The organism is Aliinostoc maniaoense (genome assembly GCF_058172895.1).
In genome coordinates, this window is record NZ_CP187952.1 from 2747985 (window position 1) to 2767559 (window position 19575).

The 19575-nt window shown below is 41.7% G+C and carries 19 protein-coding genes; 6 read left to right on the forward strand and 13 right to left on the reverse strand.

The window, feature by feature from the left end; all coding sequences use genetic code 11:
• The first annotated feature begins 375 nt into the window (after positions 1-375).
• Positions 376-2526: a hypothetical protein gene (locus ACPZ3T_RS12110; RefSeq protein ID WP_490276558.1), complete on the forward strand. Its 2151-nt coding sequence runs from the start codon at positions 376-378 to the stop codon at positions 2524-2526.
• A gap of 111 nt (positions 2527-2637) precedes the next feature.
• On the opposite strand, the gene ACPZ3T_RS12115 is transcribed toward ACPZ3T_RS12110, so the two are convergent.
• Both ACPZ3T_RS12115 and ACPZ3T_RS12120 read right to left on the reverse strand, forming a co-directional pair.
• Positions 2638-3450 (reverse strand): alpha/beta fold hydrolase, encoded by an 813-nt coding sequence (locus ACPZ3T_RS12115; protein WP_490276560.1) that lies wholly within the window; start codon positions 3448-3450, stop codon positions 2638-2640.
• Positions 3451-3588: 138 nt separating this feature from the next.
• On the reverse strand, positions 3589-4083 hold the full coding sequence (locus tag ACPZ3T_RS12120; protein WP_490277205.1) for an NUDIX hydrolase: 495 nt from the start codon (positions 4081-4083) through the stop codon (positions 3589-3591).
• Between the two features lie 1135 nt (positions 4084-5218).
• Here ACPZ3T_RS12120 and ACPZ3T_RS12125 point away from each other — a divergent pair.
• Entirely contained in the window at positions 5219-5383 is a 165-nt protein-coding gene (locus ACPZ3T_RS12125; protein ID WP_490276562.1) for a hypothetical protein, read from the forward strand.
• Positions 5384-5638: 255 nt separating this feature from the next.
• Here ACPZ3T_RS12125 and argH read toward each other — a convergent pair whose 3' ends face one another.
• From argH to trmD, 9 genes are all read right to left on the reverse strand, one after another.
• Positions 5639-7024 carry an argininosuccinate lyase gene (gene argH / locus ACPZ3T_RS12130; protein ID WP_490276564.1) on the reverse strand — a complete coding sequence of 462 codons (1386 nt, stop codon included), beginning with the start codon at positions 7022-7024 and terminating at the stop codon, positions 5639-5641.
• A gap of 179 nt (positions 7025-7203) precedes the next feature.
• Positions 7204-7410 (reverse strand): hypothetical protein, encoded by a 207-nt coding sequence (locus ACPZ3T_RS12135; protein ID WP_490276566.1) that lies wholly within the window; start codon positions 7408-7410, stop codon positions 7204-7206.
• A 114-nt stretch (positions 7411-7524) separates the two neighbouring features.
• A complete protein-coding gene (gene larB / locus ACPZ3T_RS12140; protein WP_490276568.1) occupies positions 7525-8313 on the reverse strand; it encodes a nickel pincer cofactor biosynthesis protein LarB in 789 nt (262 codons plus the stop codon).
• A gap of 143 nt (positions 8314-8456) precedes the next feature.
• Positions 8457-10244 (reverse strand): ABC transporter substrate-binding protein, encoded by a 1788-nt coding sequence (locus ACPZ3T_RS12145; protein WP_490276570.1) that lies wholly within the window; start codon positions 10242-10244, stop codon positions 8457-8459.
• A gap of 24 nt (positions 10245-10268) precedes the next feature.
• On the reverse strand, positions 10269-10862 hold the full coding sequence (locus tag ACPZ3T_RS12150) for a PIN domain-containing protein (RefSeq protein WP_490276572.1): 594 nt from the start codon (positions 10860-10862) through the stop codon (positions 10269-10271).
• A 13-nt stretch (positions 10863-10875) separates the two neighbouring features.
• Positions 10876-11376 (reverse strand): hypothetical protein, encoded by a 501-nt coding sequence (locus tag ACPZ3T_RS12155; RefSeq protein ID WP_490276574.1) that lies wholly within the window; start codon positions 11374-11376, stop codon positions 10876-10878.
• A 95-nt stretch (positions 11377-11471) separates the two neighbouring features.
• The gene (gene ispF, locus ACPZ3T_RS12160; RefSeq protein WP_490276576.1) at positions 11472-11954 is read right to left on the reverse strand and encodes a 2-C-methyl-D-erythritol 2,4-cyclodiphosphate synthase; all 483 of its coding nucleotides are present in this window, start codon (positions 11952-11954) and stop codon (positions 11472-11474) included.
• Positions 11955-11973: 19 nt separating this feature from the next.
• The gene (locus tag ACPZ3T_RS12165) at positions 11974-12123 is read right to left on the reverse strand and encodes a hypothetical protein (RefSeq protein ID WP_490276578.1); all 150 of its coding nucleotides are present in this window, start codon (positions 12121-12123) and stop codon (positions 11974-11976) included.
• Positions 12113-12823 (reverse strand): tRNA (guanosine(37)-N1)-methyltransferase TrmD, encoded by a 711-nt coding sequence (gene trmD, locus ACPZ3T_RS12170; RefSeq protein WP_490276580.1) that lies wholly within the window; start codon positions 12821-12823, stop codon positions 12113-12115. Before trmD ends, ACPZ3T_RS12165 begins: the two co-directional genes overlap by 11 nt.
• 250 nt (positions 12824-13073) lie before the next feature.
• Here trmD and ACPZ3T_RS12175 point away from each other — a divergent pair, with 250 nt between their 5' ends.
• The 3 genes from ACPZ3T_RS12175 (at position 13074) to cphA (ending at position 17079) form a co-directional block, all read left to right on the forward strand.
• Positions 13074-13232 carry a hypothetical protein gene (locus ACPZ3T_RS12175; RefSeq protein ID WP_490276582.1) on the forward strand — a complete coding sequence of 53 codons (159 nt, stop codon included), beginning with the start codon at positions 13074-13076 and terminating at the stop codon, positions 13230-13232.
• Positions 13233-13339: 107 nt separating this feature from the next.
• Positions 13340-14203, forward strand: coding sequence for a cyanophycinase (locus tag ACPZ3T_RS12180; RefSeq protein WP_490276584.1), 864 nt, complete (start codon positions 13340-13342; stop codon positions 14201-14203).
• A 170-nt stretch (positions 14204-14373) separates the two neighbouring features.
• Positions 14374-17079 carry a cyanophycin synthetase gene (cphA, locus tag ACPZ3T_RS12185; RefSeq protein ID WP_490277206.1) on the forward strand — a complete coding sequence of 902 codons (2706 nt, stop codon included), beginning with the start codon at positions 14374-14376 and terminating at the stop codon, positions 17077-17079.
• A 68-nt stretch (positions 17080-17147) separates the two neighbouring features.
• Here cphA and tatA read toward each other — a convergent pair whose 3' ends face one another.
• Both tatA and ACPZ3T_RS12195 read right to left on the reverse strand, forming a co-directional pair.
• Complete coding sequence (gene tatA / locus ACPZ3T_RS12190; RefSeq protein WP_490276586.1) at positions 17148-17321, reverse strand: twin-arginine translocase TatA/TatE family subunit; 174 nt, start codon at positions 17319-17321, stop codon at positions 17148-17150.
• A 95-nt stretch (positions 17322-17416) separates the two neighbouring features.
• Entirely contained in the window at positions 17417-18817 is a 1401-nt protein-coding gene (locus ACPZ3T_RS12195) for a serine/threonine protein kinase (RefSeq protein ID WP_490276588.1), read from the reverse strand.
• A gap of 86 nt (positions 18818-18903) precedes the next feature.
• Between ACPZ3T_RS12195 and cbiT the strand changes: the two genes are divergently transcribed.
• Complete coding sequence (cbiT, locus tag ACPZ3T_RS12200) at positions 18904-19506, forward strand: precorrin-6Y C5,15-methyltransferase subunit CbiT (protein ID WP_490276590.1); 603 nt, start codon at positions 18904-18906, stop codon at positions 19504-19506.
• Positions 19507-19575: the final 69 nt, after the last annotated feature.

Below are 19575 nucleotides of genomic sequence, written 5' to 3' on the forward strand. Positions count from 1 at the left end.
TACTACAACAAAACCTCAAACCTTTCACTGAGTAATAAATAAAACTTTCACAACCACAATCTGCACCAGCATATATGCACATATATATACTGGTGCGGACTGTGGTTTTTTATCGAACAAATCCAATCCGATTTAATATTTAAAACCCATATCTTCACAAATAATTCATATTCAATTTATCCCGGAAAACGTTCATATTGAACAACTTAATGATTTATTCATATTTTTTTGCAACGCATCTCTTCACAAAAGATTCATATTGAATGTGTTCTAGAAAACGTTCATACTGAACAATTTAATGATTTATTCATATTTGTTTACAGCCGCTTGTCTGACCTCAAAGACAAATATTGAATCAAAGGAAAATTAAAGCACATGGCGACATCTCTGGAATCATTGACAGATAAAGACCTTGAAACCTTGAGTGATCAATTAGTTTCTGGCAAGGTAGATGCGGCTGCTTTCGCTAAATTGCTTAGTGATTCTGCTGTAGTTGAAGAACTTCGCTTGGCTAACCCACCTGCTGAAGTTATTGCCACCACTAGCAGTGAAGCAAACGAATTGGTTGCCAAATTTGCTCCTGATGTAGTCAATGACCCAGTAGCCTTTGAGGCCTTCTTGAGTGCGACTAATCAGCCAACACCCTCACTTGACGCAACTTTAACTTCGTCCAAGACTAATTCCAGTTTCCTAGCTGCTCCCATCAGTGCCAAGCTAATTCATGTCATTTTTGGAACGGCTGCTAATGACATTTTGATTGGTAAAGCCACCCATGATTACATTTTTGGTCTGGATGGTAATGATATTATCCTTGGCCAAGGCGGTAATGACTTCCTGTTTGGCGGCAAAGGCAATGATATCCTGCTTGGTGGACAAGGTAATGATGTTGTGTTTGGCGAAGACGGAGACGACATTCTGTTTAATGATGCAGGCAGCGATACCCTCATCGGTGGTAATGGTAATGATTACTTTTATGTTTTAGACCCAAATGGTAACAGCTTGCTCAATGGTGGCAATGGGTTTGACACAGCTGACTACAGTGCTTTAAGCCAAGCAATTACCCTCAAAGCGACTGGCATCGTTACAAAAGGAGTCGGGTTTGGTACAGACCAACTAGTGCAAGTCGAAAACATTATTGCCACTTCATCACTCAACGACTGGATTGATGCGTCTGATGCAACTAGCCCAACTTCAGTAACTGTTAATTTATCAACTAATTCCCTAATCGTGAATAATGTTCCTGGTTTGGGAACACTCAAGTTCACTGTCAACAACTTTGAGAATGTCACAGGTACAGCTCAAGACGACAAAATTACAGGCAACAGTGCTAACAACATTATCAATGCTGGTGCAGGCAATGATGTGTTATTCGGTAGCAAAGGCAATGACACCCTCAATGGTGAAGCAGGTAACGACACAGCAGACTACAGTGCATTAGGACAAACCATCGTTCTTGGCCCTACAGGTACTGTGACGAAAGCAGGTGGATTTGGTACTGACCAATTGAACTCCATTGAAACCATCACCGCTTCTAACTTGTTGGGTGATACCATCAATGCTTCCACTGCAACAGGTAGCACCAGCATTACTGCTAATCTGGCTACCAATAGTTTGATTGTGAATAATGTTCCTGGTTTGGGAACACTCAACTTCACCGTCAACAAATTTGAGAATGTCACAGGTACGGCTCAAAACGACAAAATTACAGGCAACAGTGCTAACAACATTATCAATGCTGGTGCAGGCAATGATGTCTTATTCGGTAGCAAAGGCAATGACACCCTCAATGGTGAAGCAGGTAACGACACAGCAGACTACAGTGCATTAGGACAAACCATCGTTCTTGGCCCTACAGGTACTGTGACAAAAGCAGGTGGATTTGGTACTGACCAATTGAAATCCATTGAAACCATCACTGCTTCTAACTTGTTGGGTGATACCATCAATGCTTCCACTGCAACCGGTAGCACCAGCATTACTGCTAATCTGGCTATTAATAGTTTGATAGTGAATAATGTTCCTGGTTTGGGAACACTCAACTTCACCGTCAACAAATTTGAGAATGTCACAGGTACAGCTCAAGACGACATTATTACCGGCAATGCTAGCAACAATACTCTCCGTGGTGGTGCTGGCAATGATTTCTTATCAGGTGGTGCTGGCAATGATAATTTGATTGGTGGTAGTGGTGTTGATGTCTTAGTTGGTGGTGCTGGTAGCGATCGCTTTACCTTCTTAAATCCTGGTGAGGGTGTAGATATTATCACTGATTTTGTTTCTACCTTGGATAAAATCGCAGTTTCTGCTGCTGGTTTTGGTGGTGGTTTGGCTCAAGGTGCGCTGTTAGGTACTCAGTTTGTTCTAGGTGCTGCTGCCACAAATTCTAATCATCGTTTCATCTATAACAATGCTATAGGCGCATTATTCTTTGATATCGATGGTAACGGTGCAGCAGCACAACAACAGATTGCTAGCCTCACTTCTTTCCCCGCTCTGACATCTAATGACATCGTCGTCATAGCTTAAGCAGTTCTCAAACTAAATCTTGATGTTTTAAAGTTTGGACTCAAGACTTTAGTCCTGAGTCCAAATTTTAATTCCCTCAATTTTTACTTGCTTTTGAATTTCTATTATTCCCTATCGATTTAAGATAAAATCTCGAATATCTCCAGCTACAAGCCCAACACAAGATTTTGGCAACTCATAACCAGCATGAGCAATCATTTTCAACTCAACATCAGGGATGAGTTTACTGTAAACCTCACTACGAATCACAGCATCAGTTGAATCTTTAGCACCTTGTAAAATCAACACCGGAACTGCAATTTCATCTAATCGACCTTGTAATAATTCTGCTGCAATTTCTGGTTGTTGTCGCTGAAATAATAATTGACAAGCAGTAGGGAATTGCAATATTTTTTGATGTGTTTGCCAATCTTGTTCGATTTTCTCGTGTAAACCAAAAATTTTGGTGATAAAACGCAGCGATCGCACTATCCTAAAAAATAATGGCGATCGCTTGACTAACTTCTGCATTTTACGATAATAAACTTCTTGCCTAGGAGTTTTTACACCCTCTGGTGCGAGTAAGACTAACTTCGCCACCTGTTCTGGATACTTGAGAGCATAACTAGCCGCAACCCAACCACCCAGGGAATGTCCTACTAAATATACTCTGTCTAATTTCAAAGCTTGCAAGAACTCAGCAATACATTCCACTTGCAAATCAATTGAGTAATGAACATCAGGATTTTCTGACTCACCAAACCCTAATAAATCTGGGGCGAAACAATTGAAGTCTTTAGCAAGTAACTCCATTACCGATAACCATTGGCTACTTTCATGCCAACTACCATGTAACAAAACGATAGGAATCCCCTCACCAGCCTCACGCCAGAATAATAGCCCTTGAGATAGCTTTCTCCGGGCGTTACGTAACAGCGTTTCCATCTTAGTTGAACAACCTATACAGTAGATTTTAAGTTTTAAATTAGACTTTCGAGCGTAAATCTAAGTTGCTAATTTTAACCTAAAATTTCACATCTTTTTATCTCAATTCTCCACCCATTCCCGAATCCCCAGCCCCAATCAAGCTAATGTCGTCAAACCATTTAAATAGTCACGTAACTGGCGCGCGTGATCATGAGACATTGGTTCTGGAGGTAAAGAATCAACTGTAAAGGCTTGGATTTCCATAACTTCCAACTTATCCTGAATTTCCATATTCCCTGTGACTTCTACTTCTACCACAACACAAATTGAATGGACTCTGGGATCACGCTCTGGAGAAGAGTAAACCCCCACCAAACGCTTAATTTTTGTCACCTCTAGTCCAGTCTCTTCCTTTAATTCCCGGTGAACTGTATTAGGAATATCTTCCCCCCAGTCCACCATACCCCCAGGCAATGACCAAAGACCATCATCACGCCGCTTGATCAACACAATTCTTCCGTCAGATAATATCGGTATGATACTAGTTCCCGTAATGGGATGACGGAAAATAATTCCTAGTACAGTTTGTCCAATACGCCAGAGACTACGTGCAGATTGGATCGGTATCGCAAAAAAAGCAAGGACTTTCAATCTAAAAATGTTTATATTGTGTAATTTAAACCAATCCCATCGGTAGAAAATCAAGTTTTGGAAAAGCTGAATTTTGCTTGACACAAATCTACTCACGGTTTGAGAATACATTTTAACAAAAAATTTAGTTATGTATAGACATATTATCAATCATTATTAAAATATCCGAGATTTGAGCAAAGGAGAATTTTACATATTCCTCAACATTAACGGTGTCAAATTCTTCTTTGATAGATTTGTATAATCGCTGACTGCCACTAAACACAGGGTTGTACGTCTATATAACAATAAAAAAGTGTTTATTCTCGATTTTGGCTTTTGCACTTTCCAGCTATTTATAGCCTTTAAATAGCAGTTTCATACATTACATAAATAGCAAATTGATCAATTAAATCCTTCTTGCTTGTGATTATTGCTTTTTTAAAGGATTATTTGTATTAGTGTGACATATCATACTAATTTAAAATATTTTTAACATAAAAATTATACTTTTATGAATATTCTTTTTTGAAAATAAATAAGTTTTGTAAAAAACATTAGTTTTATCTATAAATATTATAACTGAATAACTTTATTTACTAGGTAAGATTAATTGTATTTATTATCAAATATATATATAGGAATCATATTTGATTTCTGAAAAAAACTAAGTACACCTCTGTTACGTCTTTTCCCGTTCCCTGTTCCCTCAACCTTCCTACCTACGCAAATAATTTCAATAATCAAGTCGGATTCCTATATGATTGATATTTGATTTTTCAAAAAACTCCGTAATCATCTAAAGTGTTTTTTTCCTGTTCCGCCAACCTTCCTACTTACGTAAATAATTTCATTAATCAAATCGGATGTCTATATTTGAGTTAATGTACAACTTCCGGGTGCAGGAAATTACTTTTACCCTACACAAGATATTGATAGTCAATAAATTTTGAGAATATATTGTAATTTTTTCTGGATGTCAATTGTTCTAGTCTCAGGAAAGATTGACATTATCCAATTAAATAAGGTAGCATTATATGCTGTTCAAACTATATACAGTCAAAATCTAGGCTAAAACTGTATCAATAACACTAGTAGCTGATATTGCCTACTAAATGCCTAGAAGCTTATTTTGTTGTTTATTCATGAGGTGAACATGGCAAAGCGCCGTAACCCGAAAAAAGAAAAGGCGCTACGAAACCAGGCATACGCCAGAAAGTTTCGTAAACGGACTACAACAGGCAAGATGCAAAGAAGATTCCAACAAAGATCGCCTAAGAATGAGGAAGATGAGGGCGCAGCAGCAGTTGACGCTGAATAAGCTGCCTTTTGAAACCGATATTCTAGAAGTGATTTAGGATTTGGGCATTGGGCATTGGGCATTGGGCATTGGGCATTAAAAAGGCAAAAGGTTAGCCAGTGGGTGAACAGGTTTCCCGGCTTGAAGCCAGTGGCGTTAGCAACGCAAAAGCTTCACCTGAAGGGCAAAAGGCAAAAGCTAAAAAATTCTTTTCTTTTTACTTTTACCTGTTGACTTTTGACTTCCCTTAACCCCATTCCCTTAACCCCATTCCCTCTAGTCTGATATTTGACTACGGGCAACTAAAAGGGCTTTATTTACCTGCTCGAAACCTGTGCCGCCGTAACTGTTACGTGCGGCTACAACTGTTTTAGGGGATATGGCGGTGTAAATATCTGCCGCAAAAGCCGGGTGTATTTGCTGCCATTCTTCTAGTGTTAAATCTTTTAAAAGTTTACCTGCGGCAATGCTGGTTTTCACTACTTTACCAACGAGATTATAAGCTTCGCGGAAAGGTACTCCTCTGGCTGCTAAATAGTCTGCAACATCGGTAGCATTAGAAAAATCTTCGGTGACGGCTGCGTTTAAGCGATGAGTGCGAAATTCTAAGCCTTCTCGTAGCAAAATAGTCATCGCTTCTAGACAAGCCTTGACGGTGTTTACAGCATCAAATATGCCTTCTTTATCTTCTTGCAAATCTTTGTTATAAGCTAGGGGTAGTCCCTTCATAATGACTAGCATCGCTTGGAGATGTCCGAATACCCTACCAGTTTTACCCCGGACTAGTTCAGGTACATCAGGGTTCTTCTTTTGTGGCATGATACTCGAACCAGTAGCACAGCTATCTTTGAGGGTGACAAAGCGAAATTCTTCAGATGACCAAAGAATGATTTCCTCAGAAAGCCGACTGAGGTGAACCATAATCAAACTAGCGGCACACAAAAATTCTACAGCAAAGTCTCGATCGCTCACTCCATCCAAACTGTTAGCATAAATTTCATCAAAATGCAATAGGTTAGCAGTATAATGGCGATCTATGGGGAAAGTCGTCCCAGCTAAAGCACCACACCCCAAAGGCGAAATATTCACCCGGCGATACACATCACCTAGACGTTCCCAGTCTCGTTGTGCCATCTGGAAGTAAGCCAAGAGGTGATGAGCTAAACTCAGGGGTTGAGCGCGTTGTAGATGGGTGTAACCAGGAATCAGAGTTTCTACATTTTGTTCAGCAATATCAAGTAAGACACGCTGAAATTCCCTTAATAGGTGTTTGATTTGTTGAATTTGGTCACGTAAGTATAGCCTAGTATCTGTGCCTACTTGGTCATTACGCGATCGCGCCGTGTGTAGTTTTTTCCCTACATCACCGACAATTTCCGTTAACCGCCGTTCCACAGCAAAGTGAACATCTTCCGCATCAATACCCGGTTGAAATTGTCCTTGGCGATATTCTTGGCGAATTTGTTCTAAACCTGCTACTAATTGCTCACCTTCGGCGGCAGAGATAATCCCCGTATGTGCCAACATTTGGGCATGAGCTTGAGAGCCTGTCAGGTCGTATTCTATTAATTCAATGTCAAAACTGATACTAGCATTAAAACGAGCGATCGCCGGATGCAACGCTGATTCAAACCTCTGACTCCAAGTTTGTTTTTCGGTCATACAAATATTGCAGATTGGGAATTGGGGATAGGGGATAGGGGATAGGGGACTGGGGACTGGGAACTAAGTGTGAAATTAAGATAAAATTTCTCCCTTGTCTCCCTTGTCTCCCTCGTCTCCCTCGTCTCCCTCGTCTCCCCTACACCCCTATACCCTTAAACCCCTACTCCCTACCCCTGTCAACCGTACTTAGTTAGGTTTCTAAAGATATAACCAACTACTACACCAATCAATAATGCCCAGATTTGACCTGACTTCACAAAAATGTTCCACGTTTTCTGTATTTGACCTATCAAGTCTGGGTCAGTGACATTTTGTGCTAACACAGTTAAATTAACAGGTAAATCCCAAAAATTCTGAGATATTAAATCACTTAAGTAGTGCATCTTGAGTAATTCATTAAGTTAAAAATTAGGGAGAGAAACTAAAGTTGAGAGATTAAGTAATTTACCCAGTCCCCAGTCCCCAGTCCCCAGTTCCTAATCACTCGCTGTCTTAACTCAAGATGTCACCGATGCCATCCGTAATTTCTCGGCTGTTCGCAAAATTTGCCCTGCTAGCACAGCAGCACCAAAACCGTTATCAATATTAACTACACCTACCCCAGCCGCGCAGGAGTTGAGCATAGTTAATAATGGTGCTAACCCGCCAAAACTAGCACCATAACCCACACTCGTAGGAACAGCAATCACAGGAGAATCAGCCAAACCCGCCACAACACTGGGTAAAGCACCTTCCATACCTGCCACGACAATTAACACTGACGCTGATTGAATCAGATGGCGGTTACTTAATAAACGATGAATCCCCGCCACTCCCACATCCCAAAGACGCAGTACACGAAATCCCGAAAGTTCCGCCGTGACTGCTGCTTCTTCCGCCACAGGTAAATCAGCCGTACCAGCAGAGAGAATACCAATCACGCCCTCAAACTGTGGTTCAATTTCAGAGGGTGCGATCGCACAAATTCGTGCTAGTTCGTAATACTGTAAGCCCCGAATTTTTGGTTGCAATAAGCTATAAGTTGTTGGTTCGATGCGAGTAGCCATCACCACAGGGTTACGCTGGCGCATTACCTGCATGATTTGGGCAATTTGTTCCGGGGTTTTACCAGGCCCCCAAATTACTTCCGGGAAACCAGTTCTCAGATGACGGTGATGGTCGATTTTAGCAAACTCCCCTACAGGCTCATAGGCTAAATCCTTGAGAGAGTTTAAGGCCATATCTGGGCTAACTTTACCATTGGCAACTGCCTCTAGGAGCGATCGCAAAGTTTCAGGTTGAGTCACAGTAAATTTAGGGAATAGGGTTAGGGGAACAGGAACAAAGTACATTTTATCCCAATGCCCAATGCCCAATTCCCCATGCCCCATGCCCAATGCCCAATTCCCAATGCCCCATGCCCAATTCCCAATGCCCAATTCCCAATGCCCTACTCAACAATTTTGATTTCGTAGAGATTCCAGAAAGCACCACCTAGAGCTGAAAATTTAATCCCAGCAAAACGATTCCGTACTGCTGACAAAGCATAGGGATTTACCAAATAAATAAATGGTAAATTTTCCTGAGTAATGCGTTGGGTTTCAGCATAAATTTCTTTACGCTTGGCTTCGTCTAATTCTCTGGCAGCTTGAATATATAACTGACCAATTTTCTCTTCCCAAGGTGCTACTTCCCAACCTTCAATGGGTTTTTGTCCGGCTTGGGGTTTTTGATTAAACATATGTAATCCCCCTTGAGGTGACCAAACATTAGCTCCATCATTTGGTTCTAAACCACCAGTCAAACCCAACAAGGAAGCGTCCCAATCTAAAGTGTTACTCAGTTTATCTATATAAGTATTCCATGCCAAGGGAGTAAAATCGACTTGAATACCAATTTTGCCCAAGTCTTGTTGAATTTGTGATCCCATTGCTTCCCGAATTTTGTTACCAGCATTTGTCAGCAACGTAAACCGGACGCGATTACCTTGAGCATCTAATAATTGACCTTGCTCATTGTATTTAAAGCCAGCTTTTAATAACAGTTGTTTAGCTCTCTCTAAATTGTAATCGTAAACTTTTAATCCCTCTTTTGGAGAAAGATAATAGGGACTCTGGACAGAAATTGGGGAATTTTGTGTTTGACCTAAGCCACGGAAGATATTATTAATCATGGTTTGGCGGTCAATTGCATAAGCCACAGCTTGCCGAAATTCAACAGTATTAAACCATCTCGACTTAATCGGGCTAATTAATGGTTTACCATTCCTTTCACCTTTGTTTAAATTAAACAAGATAAAACTAGTACCAGCCGCCGGGCCACCATTATAAATTTTGAAATTACCTTGTTTTTCTTGTCGCTTCAGTAAAGAAAAATAGTCTGGTGATACACCCACACTATCTAAACCACCAGAACGAAATTGTAATAGAGAAGTATCTGTTGATTCTACAATTTGCCATACAATCCGTTCTATATATGGCTGTTGTTCACCTTTAGCACCTTTGCGCCAGTAATAAGGATTACGTCGAAAAACTACACGTTCACTAGTGTCATAGCGTTCGATTGTATACATTCCGTTACTAATGATTTCATTAGGAGGTGTATCCACTCCCCATTTTTGTAAAAACGTCGGCTTGCCTTCTGCATCTTTTTTCTGTATCGATTCTCGTAGTGCATGGGCTGGTAAAATAGGTGCGCCAGTAGCACTCCGTAAAAATGGTGCAAATGGTTCGGGAACAGTAAATTCTACTCGGCGACTATCGACTTTTTTCACAGTAGGTAGTTGACGACTTTCACCAATCCTCATCACATCTCTAACGTCTGTGGGAATAGCTTCATTAAAATAAATCTCATTGTAAGTAAAGATGACATCATCTACTGTCAATGGTTTTCCATCAGACCATTTCAAACCATCACGTAGAGTAAACACTATTTTTAATTTATCATCAGAAACTTCCCAAGATTCTGCTAATGCTGGTTCGACTTCCCCTGTCTCATAGTTTTCAGTAATCAACCCCTCATAAATCAGTCCAAAAACATTAGGAGATTCGGAACTCAGAGCAAAATTAAAAGTCTTAGGATCACTCAAGATGCTAGTGACTAGTTGTGGTCTTGTTGATGCTGCACTTTTAAAATTTTCTGGGTTACAAGCTGCAACAGAAACTGCTGTAAATGCAGCCAGAATTATCAGTATCCAAAAACGTTTGATTAGACTAAATATATTACCAGTAAATCTCATAATTTTAGATGTTAGATGCTTAATTTAATTGTTTTGAGACTGTAGCCAACCAAGAAAATCTTGGGTTTTTGTAAAATATCTTACACCTGCCCTATGCAAAGCTGCTTGCACTTCTTGTTTACCAAAGTCATTGCTATTGCTACTCAAGAATACTTTATCAGCTTGTTTCTGCAAATTTGCATGATCAAGGATACACTTGAGAATTAGATTATCTATCACATCATTTTTAATAGGTAAATTTTCTGAATCCATGAGACTTGTTTCTGTGATAGTTTGCAGTAAATTGGTACTTAAATTGATGATTTCGCCTTTGTCAATGAGTTTATCTATAGCGTCATAAAGGCGATAATTAATTTCATTGAGAAGGGCTTGATTTAGAATAAATGTTTGTTCTAAATGTAACATTAGTTTTTTAGCATTTACAGAAGCTATATTGCGTTTTGCTTTGTTAATCTGCTTATTCAATTCCTGTTTAAATTCTTGACGATCTTTTTTTTCCTTTTCAAAGGTGGTAATAGCTTCTATAAAACAAATATTCGGTATTAGTATACGTAATGATATAGGAGGATTATTAAGCAATTCATTGGCCTCTAAATCTTGTCCCTGAGCAATACCCATCAGAAAGTTAGTTTCAACGTAAAGTATGACCATGAAGATTTACCTGAGAATTAGTAGTTCCCCCTTCTATACGTTGTAAAAAACCAATGTTTTTTAGGTTGTCTGATTCTGGAGGTTTTGGTGATTGCCAGTGATATGCTAAGTCTCTTAACCATGATTCAACAAGTGTTTCTAAATAAAATCCTGATATGCGATTATTCTTCTTCAATTCCCTGAAATTTTCATCATACTTATTCAAGATATTATCAGTTTTTAGGCAAATAATAGGCTCTGAAAAATCATTTTGTTCAGATTCAAAAATAATAATATTTTCCAAATCTACTAACATCACAAAAGGCTTGTTTTCATTTCCATCTTGTAGATAGAGTTTTATCGGAATTAGGGATGTTTGTTGTTCCGTCTTATCTTGGAGATTTTGCGCTTTTACTTCAACCAATAGAACAATTTTTTCATTCTGATCAAGAACAACAATATCAGCAATATAATTTGGACTTTTAAATTTAGCGATTTCCATTGTCTTAATTCTCCTAACAAGGTAATGAGTTTAGGAAATTGAACTTTTCATGTCCTCATATACTAGTGATGCCACATCATCCACTTAAAGATAAGTTAATTCGTCCCTAAGAGCAGGACTACAGCATAAGCTGAAATTCCTTCTTCTCGACCCTCTGGCCCTAATTTTTCGTTGGTGGTAGCTTTAATACCCACTTGATTCGGCTGTAATTTTAAAACATCTGCTATTTTGTCACGCATTGTTTTAATATGGGGCTTCAACTTGGGGCGTTCTGCAACAATTACTGAGTCAATATTGCCAATCTGCCAACCTTGATCTCGAATTAATTGATCTACTTGGCTTAACAAAACTAAACTATCTGCCCCTGCCCACTGGGGATCAGTGGGGGGGAAATAATGGCCAATATCCCCTAAAGATAATGCCCCTAACATAGCGTCCATAATCGCGTGAGTTAGTACATCCGCATCACTATGTCCCAATAAACCGAGTTCATGGGGAATCTGTACACCTCCCAAAATTAAAGCGCGATCGCTCACCAATCGATGGATATCGTAGCCGTTACCAATTCGGATATTCATAAGTTTTAGTTATTAGTCATTAGTCATCGGGCATTGGGCATTGGGCATTGGGCATTGGGCAAAAAAATGCAAAATTCAAGAATGATTCTCTCCCTTGTCTCCCTTGTCTCCCTTGTCTCCCCCTGCTCCCTGCCCCCTGCTCCCTACTCCCCTGCTCCCTACTCCCCACTCCCTGCCCCCTGCTTCCCCTGTTGCCATTTCCAGAGCAAATCAGGACGGCGATCGCGGGTTCTTTCAATTTGTTGTTCATAACGCCATTTAGCAATGGCAGCATGATTCCCTGATAATAAGACATCAGGGACTTTCCAACCCCGAAAGTCGGCGGGACGGGTGTATTGAGGATAATCAAGTAATCCTTCTTCAAAACTCTCGGCGGTTAATGATTCGGTTTTGGCCACAGTTCCCGGCAGGAGACGCACCACACCATTAATCAACGCCATCGCTGGGATTTCCCCCCCTGTGAGGATAAAATCCCCCAAAGAGACTTCACGGGTGACAAGATGCAGTACCCGCTCATCCACCCCTTCGTAATGCCCGCAAATCACGACTAATTGGTCGTAATTGCTGGCCAATTCTCGTAATAGGGGTTGATTGATCGTTTGTCCTTGGGGACTCATTAAAATCACTTCTCGGCGTGGTAGAACTGGTAGAGATTCTACAGCCCGGAAGATCGGTTCTGGTTTCATGAGCATCCCTACACCACCACCATAGGGTTCGTCATCTACCTTGCGGTGCTTGTCGGTAGTAAAGTCTCTAGGATTAGCTAGGTTTACTTGGGCAATTTGTTTAGCCAAGGCTTTACCCAACAGCCCAGAATTGAGAACTGAGGTAAAACAGTCAGGAAAAAGTGTAACTATATCAAAACGCACAGTAATTCGTATTCAAGAACACTAATCTAAATAATGAATGTCTATCAAACACAAGCAGCAAATTGTAGGGTAAAACTACATATAGGCTTTATCAATAGTATCTGAAAGTCTTAGAACTCTTGATTTTTGCTAGACTCAAAAATTTATCTAGTTACTTAATTTATGTTTAAATATTGTCACAACTAGTTTAAATAAATAATCTCAACCAGGTTAACAACTTCCAGGATGCATCAGTCCAGCCTCAGAAAATGTGTGTAAAGACCTGCTCAGTCCAAACCCAGAGGGGAAACCTAATCCCCAACGCCAGAGGGGAACACAGCCCTTAAGCAAAATTGAGCCAGTCTGGAAAAAGTGGACAGGTGGAAAACAAGGTGCTGGCTTTGAGGAACACCCAACACCACAATCATGAGGCTTACGGTGAGTCGAATCTAGTGTCCTCACTCAAGCAAAGTGCAGAAACGATCAGGCTCTCAAACCTTGTTACATTCACCTGAAGTTGTTGACAGGAGAAACACAATGCCGGAATTAAAAGCTAAATCGCTGGAAATGAGGACACCCCAAGCAACAAAAACCGCCGTTCTGGTAATCGGAGGCGCAGAAGATAAAGTTCATGGACGAGAAATCCTGAGAACTTTTTTTGGACGTTCTGGTGCAAGTAAGGCCTATATTACAATTATTCCATCCGCTTCCCGCGAACCCGCGATTATCGGTGGTCGGTATATCCGAATTTTTGAAGAAATGGGTGCTGAAAAGGTCGAGATTTTAGACATTCGTGAACGGGAACAGTGCGAATCTTCCTATGTCAAAGAAGCCCTAGAAGCCTGTAGCGGAGTATTTTTGACAGGAGGCGACCAACTGCGCCTGTGTGGTGTATTATCCGATACATCAGCAATGGAAATTATCCGCAAGCGGGTAAGAGGTGGACAACTAACTCTAGCAGGCACAAGTGCAGGAGCAGCAGTGATGGGTCATCACATGATTGCTGGTGGGGGTAGTGGTGAAACGCCAAATCGTTCCCTAGTCGATATGGCAACGGGTTTGGGATTAATTCCCGAAGTCATTGTTGACCAACATTTCCACAATCGCAATCGGATGGGTCGTTTAATTAGTGCAGTCGCCGCTCATCCCGATAGACTAGGAATTGGCATCGATGAAGATACTTGTGCTGTATTTGAACGTGACGGTTGGCTACAGGTAATGGGTAAAGGCAGTGTCACCATTGTCGATCCCACCGAACTCACCCACACCAACGAACCCCATGTGGGTGCAAATGAACCCTTAACCGTGCATAACTTACGTCTGCATATCCTCAGCTATGGCGATCGCTTTCACCTGTACCAAAGGACTGTATTGCCTGCGGTACACCGCATCTCCAGCTGACGGAATAGAGTACCTGAGGTTAGACTGAATTGATCGCCTGCTATTCTTGGCTGTAGAAAAATCATTGAAATACTATGTAAGAAGAAAAAACTGTTTGTAAAGAACAGTTTAGCGGTCAATTCCAGTTAGAAACTAGAATTTTGGTTCCGAATCTCCATCTACCTATTCCCATGAGAATCCTCAAGATCCAGACCTTACGCGGCCCAAACTACTGGAGCATTCGACGCCACAAGCTGATCGTCATGCGCCTCGACTTAGAGAACCTTGCCGAGACACCCTCAAATGAAATACCCGGTTTTTACGAAGGATTGGTAGAGGCACTGCCGAGTCTGGAAGGTCACTACTGCTCACCTGGCTGTCGTGGTGGCTTTCTAATGAGAGTGCGAGAAGGCACGATGATGGGTCACATTGTCGAACACGTAGCCCTAGAACTCCAAGAACTAGCAGGAATGCACGTTGGCTTTGGCCGCACCCGTGAAACTGCTACACCTGGAATCTACCAGGTAGTAATTGAGTATTTAAACGAGGAAGCCGGGCGTTATGCTGGCAGAGCCGCCGTCAGGTTGTGCCAAAGTATTGTAGATCGGGGGCGATACCCCAAGGCAGAACTAGAGCAAGATATCCAAGACCTCAAAGACCTATGGCGTGATGCTTCCCTCGGCCCTTCCACCGAAGCCATCGTCAAAGAAGCCGACAAACGTGGCATCCCCTGGATGCAACTGAGCGCACGCTTTTTGATTCAACTCGGCTACGGCGTGAATCAAAAGCGGATGCAAGCCACCATGACCCAAAAGACTGGCATTTTAGGCGTAGAATTAGCCTGCGACAAAGAAGCTACCAAACGCATCTTAGCCGCATCGGGTGTGCCAGTACCTAGAGGTACAGTGATTAATTTCTTGGATGACCTGGAAGAAGCCATTGAATACGTCGGTGGTTATCCCATTGTGATTAAGCCCTTAGATGGCAATCATGGCCGTGGCATCACTATTGATATTAGAAATTGGGAAGAAGCCGACGCAGCCTACGAATCCGCCAGACAAGTCTCCCGTTCCATTATTGTGGAAAAGTATTACGTTGGGCGTGACCATCGGGTATTAGTCGTAGATGGTAAGGTAGTGGCAGTTGCCGAACGTGTACCAGCCCATGTGGTTGGTAATGGCAGATCCACCATTGCAGAACTCATTGAAGAAACCAACCAAGACCCCAATCGTGGTGAGGGACATGACAACATCCTCACGAAAATTGAACTAGACCGCACTAGTTACCAATTACTAGAAAGACAAGGTTACACCCTCAACAGTGTGCCACCGAAAGGCACAATTTGTTATTTAAGGGCAACTGCTAACTTAAGTACAGGTGGTATAGCTGTAGACCGTACAGACGAAATTCACCCGGAAAATGTTTGGTTAGCCCAAAGGGTAGTAAAGATCATTGGTTTAGATATTGCCGGACTAGATATCGTCACAACTGACATTAGCCGTCCCTTGCGAGAATTAGATGGCGTAATTGTGGAAGTGAACGCTGCCCCTGGTTTTAGAATGCACGTAGCCCCCAGCCAAGGCATTCCCAGAAATGTGGCTGGCGCAGTCATGGATATGTTGTTCCCTCATGAACAATCTAGCCGTATTCCTATCCTCAGCGTCACAGGCACTAACGGTAAAACCACAACTACCCGTCTTTTAGCTCATATCTATAAACAAACAGGAAAAGTAGTAGGTTATACTACCACCGATGGTACTTACATCGGAGATTACTTAGTAGAATCTGGCGACAATACAGGGCCACAAAGCGCGCACCTCATTCTGCAAGACCCCACAGTAGAAGTCGCAGTATTAGAAACAGCCCGTGGAGGAATTTTACGTTCTGGTTTAGGGTTTGAATCTGCTAACGTGGGGGTAGTATTAAATGTGGCAGCAGATCACTTGGGTATTGGTGACATTGACACCATTGAGCAGTTAGCTAACCTCAAGAGCGTCGTCGCAGAAGCGGTATTTCCTGATGGTTATGTAGTACTCAACGCCGACGATCGCCGTGTTGCCGCAATGGCAGAAAAAACCAAAGCCAACATTGCTTACTTTACGATGAATCCCAGTTCGGAACTCGTGCAGCAGCACATCCAAAAGGGAGGAGTCGCCGCAGTTTATGAAAATGGCTATCTGTCAATTGTTAAAGGTGATTGGACACATCGCATTGAAAGGGCAGAAAATATTCCCCTAACAATGGGTGGCCGTGCGCCGTTCATGATTGCCAATGCCTTAGCTGCGAGTTTGGCAGCCTTTGTCCAGAACGTTACCATAGAGCAAATTCGCGCAGGCTTGAAAACTTTCCGGGCTTCGGTGAGTCAAACACCTGGACGGATGAACCTGTTTAACTTGGGCAACTACCACGCCTTAGTAGACTATGCTCATAACCCCGCCAGTTATGAAGCCTTGGGAGCTTTCGTCCGCAACTGGACAACCGGACAACGGATTGGCGTAGTTGGTGGCCCTGGCGATCGCCGTGACGAAGATTTTGTCACACTAGGTAAACTAGCCGCCGAAATTTTTGACTACATCATTGTCAAAGAAGACGATGATACCAGGGGTAGACCAAGGGGATCAGCCTCCGAGTTGATTACCAAAGGCATCACCCAAGTTAAACCTGATGCCCGTTATGAATCAATTTTGGATGAAACCCAAGCAATTAATCGTGGCTTAGACATGGCCCCCGACAAAGGTTTGGTGGTAATTCTGCCAGAGAGTGTCACCCGCGCCATTAAACTGATTAAGCTACGTGGTGTAGTAGCAGAAGATATTCAGCCGCAAAATATTCACTCCCCCGTTGTCGATAACCAAAATGGCATAGCATCTAATTCTGTGATTAATACTTTGCTGTAGTTGATAGTAGAGATGGGCAAAATTGCATCTCTACTATTGACTGTTGCTGAGTTGACAGTTTAAAAATTTTATTTTTCTTCGTGTTCCGGGTTGGTATCCTCGCTAGGATTGTTTAACTCCTCCTTAAAACCTCGTAGGGTTTTACCTAGTGCGTTTCCCAGTTCGGGAATTTTTTTCGGGCCGAAAATTACTATAGCGACGACGGCGATGATCGCTACTTCCGGCCATCCTAGTCCAAACATATCAAATTCCTCTAATGATTCTGGGCTTTTGGGTAAATAATAAACCTTAAACCTATGGTAAAGGTTAAAAAATCGATAATGAAGCAGTGGTTTTTTTATTCTCTATTAATAGGAATACCAAGCCAATCGCTTAATTCATGGGCTAACCATTCTAGTTCTGCTTCCGATTGAATGGCACTGCTATTACCAAGTTGATATTTTTGTACACCTGCCCAAATTTCTAATTGTGCTGGTACTTCAGTACGACTACCTTCAGCATCTTTAGTCCAATGTTTTTTGGTATAAACTAGTTTGGTGATGCTGCTTCTAGGGGCGGGACGGGGACGATACAATTTAAATCCAAATAGTTCTTGATAAAAGCTAATTTTTTGGTTATCTAGATGTAGGTGGATATGTCCAAATAAATTAAGTAACAAAGTGTAAACCATAAAACTGCCCGTACCCCAAAAAGGTAGTGAGAATAGCGCAAAGGGCAGATTCATCGGAAAAGGTGCTGAGAGTGCGCCAATAGTCCAAAATAGAATAAAAGCATTCCAGGCGATCGCAAATAATCCTGTAAATATCATCGACGGCTGAAACCCCAGGGGAGGAATGAAAATTTCTAGCTTCTGCCAATTCTTTGTCAGCTTAATTCTGCTGCCAACAGGTTGAGTAATTACTAAACTGCTACTACTAGTATTCGGTGCTGCTTGTGACTCCTCTAAGGCTTCAAGGGCAGCCCTAGCAGAATTAAACCGCCCTTCTAATTGAGGTTCAACCATCACCTTCAGCCAGCGCGTGAAACCTGAACTCAAACCTACTACAGACTCAAACTGAATCCGAAAATCTTTTTGGGGTAAATCAGCCGGATGAGTACCCGTGACTAAGTAAATTAAAGTCGCACCTAAACTATACAGGTCGGAGGAAGTGACAGTACGACCTCCAAATTGTTCTGGTGGCATATAGCCATAAGTTCCGACTACAGTTCTTGTTCCCCCTTCTGTCGCCAAAACAGTCTGGACTGAGCCGAAATCTACCAGATAAACTTGACCAACGCTATTACCAGAACGCTCCCCCAATAAAATATTGCTAGGCTTAATATCACGGTGGATCACAGGGGGATATAGTTCATGTAAATATATAAGTATTTCTAATAGTGCTTTAGCTACTTGTTTAAGTTCCCTTTCCGTAAAAGTTCTGCCAGATTGTAAGTATTGCTCTAAAGTCTGGGCTGGGATATAACTCTGTACTAGGGCAAAACCTTTAATGTTTGGCGTATTAACTTCAAAATAATCCACATATCTTGGAATCAAAGGATGTGACAAAGATTTGAGAGTTTCTGCCTCACGCTCAAACAGTTTAAGATCATCCCATTCAAAATCACTACTAAAAGCTAGTAATTTGACAACTACCAACTCACCAGTCATCACATCTTTAGCAAGTAGCGTCCGCCGCCCTGCTTTTTTGCCTAACTGTTGTTCAATCTGGTAACGAGCGTTGAATATTTCCCCAATCATAATGAGTGCTGAGTAAGCAATTATTTAATTTTGGATTTGGGATTTTAAATTGATTAGCCCTTCTACTAGTATAATTGCGTATTCCTATGCCCTCCCAACTTTGGCCTTATGTTACTCCTGGCATTCCTGATGAAATGTTCGAGCATTTGCCAGGCATCCCCTTTAGTCAGCGAGAAATTAGGTTGTTGTTAATTTCCCAGCTGCGGTTAGAACCTGATTCTGTATTGTGGGACATTGGCGCGGGTACAGGAACAATTCCTGTAGAAGTGGGGCTATTATGCCCAAAAGGACAGATTATCGCCGTCGAACGGGATGAAGAAGTGGCTAACTTAATTAAGCGTAATTGCGATCGCTTTGGGGTAAAAAATGTAGAAGTGATTGAAGGTAGCGCACCAGAATGTTTAAATGAATTAAAAGTTACTCCCCATCGTATTTGTATTGAGGGGGGGCGACCAATCCAAGATATTTTGCAAGCAGTGTGGCGTTATTTACCATCAACAGGAAGAGTAGTAGCCACAGCTGCTAACCTCGAAAGTTTGTATGCAGTTTCTCAGAGTTTTTCCCAGTTGCAGGCGAGGAACATCGAAGTTGTACAGTCTGCGGTTAACCGTTTGGAGACACGGGGTTTTTCTCAAACCTTTGCCGCAGTTGATCCCATTTTTATCCTCAGTGGTGAGAAACTAGACTAGAGATTGGGGATCGGGGATTAGGGATTAGGGATTAGAGGCGAGAAAATTCAGTATATTGATCTAATACTT

Excerpts from the sequence above, each read along its gene's own strand:
- ACPZ3T_RS12110 (WP_490276558.1), top strand. The coding sequence starts at position 376 with ATGGCGACATCTCTGGAATCATTGACAGATAAAGACCTTGAAACCTTG.
- ACPZ3T_RS12115 (WP_490276560.1), bottom strand. The coding sequence starts at position 3,450 with ATGGAAACGCTGTTACGTAACGCCCGGAGAAAGCTATCTCAAGGGCTA.
- ACPZ3T_RS12125 (WP_490276562.1), top strand. The coding sequence starts at position 5,219 with ATGGCAAAGCGCCGTAACCCGAAAAAAGAAAAGGCGCTACGAAACCAG.
- argH (WP_490276564.1), bottom strand. The coding sequence starts at position 7,024 with ATGACCGAAAAACAAACTTGGAGTCAGAGGTTTGAATCAGCGTTGCAT.
- ACPZ3T_RS12135 (WP_490276566.1), bottom strand. The coding sequence starts at position 7,410 with ATGCACTACTTAAGTGATTTAATATCTCAGAATTTTTGGGATTTACCT.
- ACPZ3T_RS12145 (WP_490276570.1), bottom strand. The coding sequence starts at position 10,244 with ATGAGATTTACTGGTAATATATTTAGTCTAATCAAACGTTTTTGGATA.
- ACPZ3T_RS12150 (WP_490276572.1), bottom strand. The coding sequence starts at position 10,862 with ATGGGTATTGCTCAGGGACAAGATTTAGAGGCCAATGAATTGCTTAAT.
- ACPZ3T_RS12155 (WP_490276574.1), bottom strand. The coding sequence starts at position 11,376 with ATGGAAATCGCTAAATTTAAAAGTCCAAATTATATTGCTGATATTGTT.
- ispF (WP_490276576.1), bottom strand. The coding sequence starts at position 11,954 with ATGAATATCCGAATTGGTAACGGCTACGATATCCATCGATTGGTGAGC.
- ACPZ3T_RS12180 (WP_490276584.1), top strand. The coding sequence starts at position 13,340 with ATGCCGGAATTAAAAGCTAAATCGCTGGAAATGAGGACACCCCAAGCA.
- cphA (WP_490277206.1), top strand. The coding sequence starts at position 14,374 with ATGAGAATCCTCAAGATCCAGACCTTACGCGGCCCAAACTACTGGAGC.
- tatA (WP_490276586.1), bottom strand. The coding sequence starts at position 17,321 with ATGTTTGGACTAGGATGGCCGGAAGTAGCGATCATCGCCGTCGTCGCT.
- ACPZ3T_RS12195 (WP_490276588.1), bottom strand. The coding sequence starts at position 18,817 with ATGATTGGGGAAATATTCAACGCTCGTTACCAGATTGAACAACAGTTA.
- cbiT (WP_490276590.1), top strand. The coding sequence starts at position 18,904 with ATGCCCTCCCAACTTTGGCCTTATGTTACTCCTGGCATTCCTGATGAA.